Source organism: Chamaesiphon sp. OTE_20_metabat_361, from assembly GCF_031364565.1.
Genome location: NZ_JANLWO010000160.1, coordinates 1 through 5698 on the forward strand (window position 1 = coordinate 1; position 5698 = coordinate 5698).

Sequence of the window (5698 nt, forward strand, 5' to 3'; positions counted from 1 at the left end):
CAGATCTAGCTGTAGCTGCTTACAAGCTAGCCCAATTACAACACAGTTCGGCTGCGATCGGACTACAAGAATCTACGGCACAACTAATCGCTGCTAAAGCTGAAGTTAGTAAATCAGGGTGCCTTAACACTGGAAGCAAGATGTAAGCCTCATGGCGCGAATTCCATCAGAACATTACCAGTCGATTCAGATTAACCACTAGTTAAGATCGAAAGAAAATTATGATATCACTACAACATTTGCTCCATCGGAGCCGATCGAATCGAATCACATTTTTGACACTAATCGGTCTGAGCTTCATCAGCGTTGGCTGTAGCACAAGCCCTAACGCGATGAATACTCAACCAACTACTGAGATACCATCAGCATCAGGAGTCGCGCAGGCTCCAGTATTACGATCGCCTGATGTCGTGTATGTTCCCACCCCACAAGCAGTGGTCGATCGAATGCTCGCGATCGCCAAAGTCAACAGTAAGGATGTGCTATACGACTTAGGGAGCGGAGATGGACGGATTCCGATTACCGCCGCTCGCAAATTTGGGATTCGCGCCACAGGCATCGATATTAATCCCCAACGGATTAAAGAAGCTAATAATAATGCTAAAACAGCAGGTGTGACCGATCGGGTGCGCTTTCTCAATCAAGATCTCTTTCAAAGCAAGTTTAGCGATGCCACAGTAGTAACGCTGTATCTCTTGCCCGAATTAAATGTCAAACTCCGACCGCAGTTATTGAGCCAACTCAAACCTGGTACCCGCATTGTTTCTCATGCTTTCGATATGGGCGACTGGAAGCCCGATCGTACCGAGCAAGTCAAGGCTGACGGTCAAACCAGCACAATTTACTTTTGGACGGTGCCTGCAAACCCGCCCGCCAATCTCAAAGCCAGTATTTAACGATCGCTAAATATTAGTCGTCAAACTTAAATATTACGAGCGACAATTACTCTACCTGCTAACTTAATTGCCAGCGATCGTTGCAGCGATCGTAACTTAAGTCGATAAAAAATCGGGTATAAAATTTATCCTACCCGATTTTCTTAATATTAAATTACGCGCTCTTATCGAGCGCGGGCAATTACAGTCCGATGGCGCGGCGTGTTGGGTGTAATCGTGGGAGTCTCAAAACCAGCATCGATTAGGGCTTGGGAGATGTCGAGCGTAAAATAGCGATCGAGATATGGCTCGGTACTTTTGAGCAGTGTCAAGATATAGGGTGCCATCTGAGCATAAATATCCGACTCAGGATTCATATCCATAATCGCAATTTGTCCGCCCGGTTTGAGCAAGCGTTTGGCTTCTTGAAAAATCTCGCGGGTAGCTGTCTGTGGTAACTCATGACAGATCAAAAATAGTGATACCAAATCGTAACTATGAGCGGGTAAGCCCGTATGTTCTCCCGCAGCATGTACCCACTCAATCGGGGCGACTTGTTTCTGCTGGGTGCGGTAATTCGCCACTGCTAAAAAGTAAGGCGACAGATCCACACCCGTCAACTGGGCATCAGGATAAACTGACTGGATCGCAAACGTACTCATCCCCACACTACAACCGATATCGAGAATTGCTTGCGGTGGCGTCGGGAAAGCTTGCACGACTAGATCGTGATAACTTTGGCGGAGTTGCGTATCGCCAGTTTTGCCAGTTTCAGCAAAAATCTTGGCATGAACCGAATAAGCAGCAACTTCGACTTCCATCGCCGCATCCCAACTCATATTCCCCCGATCGTAAGCATGAAAGGAGGTGAGATAATACTCGGGATACTGGAGCTTGGGGTTGGTAATCTGGGCTAAATCTGCCTCCCACTGCGGCGACAATGCCTCTGCACCGCCTCGCGAGCGCAAAAACTTCACATCATCCCGCCACGCCACGCCGATTGCCTCAGCCCGTTTGATAATCAATTCCCGCGCTTGATGTTTGGCTAATTTAGCCAGCGGTTTGATGGCAAGTAAGCCATTTACCATTTGGCTGACGAGACGATCTGTAAGTTTGAGGGTAGCAGTCATAATTTAGGGGATAGGGGATAGGGAATAGGGAGTAAGAGGTAAGAGGTAAAAGGTAAGAGGTAAAAGGTAAGAGGTAAAAGGCGATCGAAATTTACCCACTCCCCCAGTCTCCCAGTTATGTAGGGTGGGCAGTGCCCACCACATAGGTTTCAGCTATTGTAACGGACTTGAATATTTGGAACAACCAATGAGTTAGAGATTAATTAGGGTGCGAGTCTATCGATTTGCCACTTGCCTGCGACTAATTGATAGCGTAACCTGTCGTGGAGGCGACTGGGACGACCTTGCCAAAATTCAATTTCTTGGGGAATTACCCGCACGCCTCCCCAGTGTGGGGGTTTGGGAATTTCGCGATCGAGATATTCTGATTCTAGCTGTTGCAATCGCTGTTCGAGGATCGATCGATCGCTAACAATTGCACTTTGCTCGGAAGCCCAAGCACCTAATTGACTGCTGGGTGGACGACTGTGAAAATAGCTGGTAGCTTCGGATTCTGAGACGAATTCTATTTTACCTTCAATCCGCACTTGTCGCTCCAAATCGCCCCAGAGGAATACTAGCGCAGCATAAGGACAGTGCTGGAGTTCGACTCCTTTTTGACTATTGTAATTGGTATAAAATACAAATCCGCGATCGTCTACAGCCTTGAGCAACACGATCCGCGCGGAAGGTTTGCCCTCAGCCGTTACTGTCGCCACTGTCATCGCATTGGGTTCTAATAGATTAGCAGCCAGAGCTTGCTCGAACCACAATTGAAATTGCTCGTAAGGGTTCGCCAGGGCATCTGATTCTGATAATCCAGCCTGTGTATAGTTTTTGCGTAAGTCAGCAATTTTCATGAATTAGTGAATAGTGGATAGTGAATAGTAAAGGTTATAAATAGTGCAGACGAAGTAGGAAAAAGTCTTAACTATCCACTATCTACTATCCACTATCCGCTACTCCTCTCGATCGAGCATTTTTTTCGCGTCTGCTAATTTGGCTTTTTGTTCGTCGCTTATCTGTGGATACGCTAGATCTAACTCTTTGAGACGACTACAGATGATATCAGCTACAGCCAGCCGTGTAAACCACTTGCGATCGGCAGGAATGATATACCAGGGCGCGGCTTTGGTACTGGTATTGTTGAAGATGTCGGTATAAGCTGCTTGATAATCATCCCAGCGATCGCGTCCTTTGATGTCGTCGGCACTAAATTTCCAGTGTTTTTGGGGTTCTTGAATGCGCTCTAGAAATCTTTTTTTCTGCTCGGCTTTGGAGACATGTAGAAAAAACTTGATGATGACCACACCATTATTGGTTAAATACCGTTCAAAGTCATTGATTTCTTGAAATCTTTGTTGCCAAATCTTCTTGAGATCTAGCTGTGGTAAATTCTGTTTGTGCAATAGTTCGGGATGAATGCGGACGATGAGAGTTTCCTCATAGTACGATCGATTGAAGATCCCAATCCGTCCCCGCTCAGGCAAACATTTACGATCGCGCCACAAGTAATCATGGTCTAATTCTTCTTGTGAAGGAGCCTTAAAACTATATACTTGACAACCCTGGGGATTAATCCCCGACATCACATGCTTAATCGTACTATCTTTGCCAGCGGCATCCATCGCCTGGAAAATAATTAATACCGCAAATTTATTTTGAGCATAAAGGATATTTTGATACTCAGCTAATTCGACAATATTCGCTGCCAATTTGGTTTGAGCGGACTCTTTATTATGAAAATCACCCGTGTCGCCAGGATCGTAATTTTGAAGATCGATCTTCTTTCCTGGTGAGGCGATCGTATTTTTTTCGTACATAATTAGATTTTGTGTGGATTGCGATTAGCCCAATTTATCTCGATCGAATCTAGCTAATTAACTCTGGTAGTGTCCTCCAGACTGAGCGTGCTAGCTCGACTCGATTCTCTTGCAGAGAGGCTACGCCAACGAGTCGAGCAGATTTGGCAAACTGTGATGTTATTTACTATCCTAACGAACTAACTACCAGCAGAAAACATATGCACCACATCATATTATTGTCAACTCCCAACTGACAGAACTAGCTCAAAACCTTAATTTTTGGCGATCGCGGTTTACTTGTCTGCCCTTGTCCTGATACATTGGGCGAATACTCGCTCATAAAATTAATAACTCTACTTTTGTATTTATGAAAGTCCTGGTGATTGGCGGTGATGGTTATTGTGGTTGGGCAACTGCGCTGTATCTGTCCAGCCGGGGGTATGATGTCGGGATTTTGGATAGTTTGGTCAGGCGACATTGGGATTTAGAATTAGGCGTGGAGACACTTACACCGATCTCTACGATCCATCAGCGGATTGGGCGCTGGCAAGAATTGACGGGTAAAACGATCGAGTTATTTATTGGTGATATCAATAATTATGATTTCTTGCAAAAGTCCTTGCAGAAATTTCAGCCGGGAGCGGTAGTCCATTTTGGCGAACAGCGTTCGGCTCCCTTTTCGATGATCGACAGGGAACATGCGGTGCTGACGCAGGTAAATAACGTAGTCGGCAATCTCAACCTGTTATATGCCTTGCGGGATGATTTCCCCGATTGTCATCTGGTGAAATTAGGGACGATGGGCGAATATGGGACGCCGAATATCGATATTGAAGAAGGATATATCACGATCGAGCATAACGGGCGCACCGATACCTTACCCTATCCCAAGCAGCCGGGAAGTTTTTACCACCTGAGCAAGGTTCACGACAGTCACAATATCCAGTTTGCCTGTAAAGTCTGGGGTTTGCGCGCAACGGATCTCAATCAAGGCGTGGTATATGGCGTGCTGACGGAAGAGACGGGAATGGACGAGCTGCTGATCAACCGACTCGACTATGATGGCATCTATGGTACGGCGCTCAATCGCTTCTGCATTCAAGCGGCGATCGGACATCCGCTGACGGTGTATGGTAAAGGCGGACAAACTCGCGCCTTCCTAGATATCCGCGATACCGTTAGATGCGTCGAACTCGCGATCCTCACTCCCGCCAAACCAGGCGAATTTCGCGTTTTCAACCAGTTTACCGAGCTATTTAGCATCAACGACCTGGCGCTGAAAGTCAAGCAAGCCGGGATTACGCTGGGATTGGATGTCAATATCGACACGATCGACAATCCCCGGATCGAAGCCGAGTCTCACTACTTTAACCCCAAAAATACCAATCTCCTCAATCTTGGACTCCAACCACATTTCCTGTCCGATTCACTCCTAGACTCCCTCCTCAATTTTGCCGTCAAATACCAACATCGCGTCGATCGATCGCAGATCTTGCCGAAGGTGAGTTGGAAGAGGGAATAGGGGATAGTGGATAGTGGAGGGTTAAATCTAGAGGTTTCAGGGTAAAGGAGAAAAGGATGCTTGCTACTTTTTCTCACGATCCACGATCCACTCCCTACCCTATGTACTCTCTAGGTATGTTAGGAACTGTAGTCTATTCACTATTCACTATCCACTATCCACTATCCACTCCCATCCAGATCCCCGATTAAGGTAAAATGATGGAGAATTAAGATGCTGTGTTAGGAAAAATAAACTTTATGAAACGGTTTGCCCGTCTGCTCGTTGCCTTTAGTCTCTGCTTGACTTGTTTCGTTGGGATCGTGCCCCAAGCAATGGCAGCTAGTTGGAATAGCTCCCTGGTTTTGGCTGCTGAAACAGCAACTGGCGAAGTCATTGTCAATAGTG

General features: G+C 46.4%; 5 protein-coding genes. 2 read left to right on the forward strand and 3 right to left on the reverse strand.

The window, feature by feature from the left end; all coding sequences use genetic code 11:
* Positions 1 to 221 precede the first annotated feature (221 nt).
* A complete protein-coding gene (locus RMO35_RS04415; protein ID WP_396135598.1) occupies positions 222 to 896 on the forward strand; it encodes an SAM-dependent methyltransferase in 675 nt (224 codons plus the stop codon).
* A gap of 164 nt (positions 897 to 1060) precedes the next feature.
* On the opposite strand, the gene RMO35_RS04420 is transcribed toward RMO35_RS04415, so the two are convergent.
* The 3 genes from RMO35_RS04420 to RMO35_RS04430 all read right to left on the reverse strand — a co-directional run bounded on the left by RMO35_RS04420 (position 1061) and on the right by RMO35_RS04430 (position 3807).
* Positions 1061 to 2005 carry a class I SAM-dependent methyltransferase gene (locus RMO35_RS04420; protein ID WP_309738826.1) on the reverse strand — a complete coding sequence of 315 codons (945 nt, stop codon included), beginning with the start codon at positions 2003 to 2005 and terminating at the stop codon, positions 1061 to 1063.
* A 203-nt stretch (positions 2006 to 2208) separates the two neighbouring features.
* Positions 2209 to 2844, reverse strand: a complete 636-nt coding sequence (pdxH, locus tag RMO35_RS04425; RefSeq protein ID WP_309738827.1) for a pyridoxamine 5'-phosphate oxidase — start codon at positions 2842 to 2844, stop codon at positions 2209 to 2211.
* A gap of 99 nt (positions 2845 to 2943) precedes the next feature.
* Positions 2944 to 3807 (reverse strand): polyphosphate kinase 2 family protein, encoded by an 864-nt coding sequence (locus tag RMO35_RS04430; RefSeq protein WP_309738829.1) that lies wholly within the window; start codon positions 3805 to 3807, stop codon positions 2944 to 2946.
* A 349-nt stretch (positions 3808 to 4156) separates the two neighbouring features.
* Here RMO35_RS04430 and RMO35_RS04435 point away from each other — a divergent pair, with 349 nt between their 5' ends.
* Positions 4157 to 5311 carry an NAD-dependent epimerase/dehydratase family protein gene (locus RMO35_RS04435; protein ID WP_309738830.1) on the forward strand — a complete coding sequence of 385 codons (1155 nt, stop codon included), beginning with the start codon at positions 4157 to 4159 and terminating at the stop codon, positions 5309 to 5311.
* Positions 5312 to 5698 lie beyond the last annotated feature (387 nt).

Excerpts from the sequence above, each read along its gene's own strand:
- RMO35_RS04420 (WP_309738826.1), bottom strand. The coding sequence starts at position 2,005 with ATGACTGCTACCCTCAAACTTACAGATCGTCTCGTCAGCCAAATGGTA.
- RMO35_RS04430 (WP_309738829.1), bottom strand. The coding sequence starts at position 3,807 with ATGTACGAAAAAAATACGATCGCCTCACCAGGAAAGAAGATCGATCTT.
- pdxH (WP_309738827.1), bottom strand. The coding sequence starts at position 2,844 with ATGAAAATTGCTGACTTACGCAAAAACTATACACAGGCTGGATTATCA.
- RMO35_RS04415 (WP_396135598.1), top strand. The coding sequence starts at position 222 with ATGATATCACTACAACATTTGCTCCATCGGAGCCGATCGAATCGAATC.
- RMO35_RS04435 (WP_309738830.1), top strand. The coding sequence starts at position 4,157 with ATGAAAGTCCTGGTGATTGGCGGTGATGGTTATTGTGGTTGGGCAACT.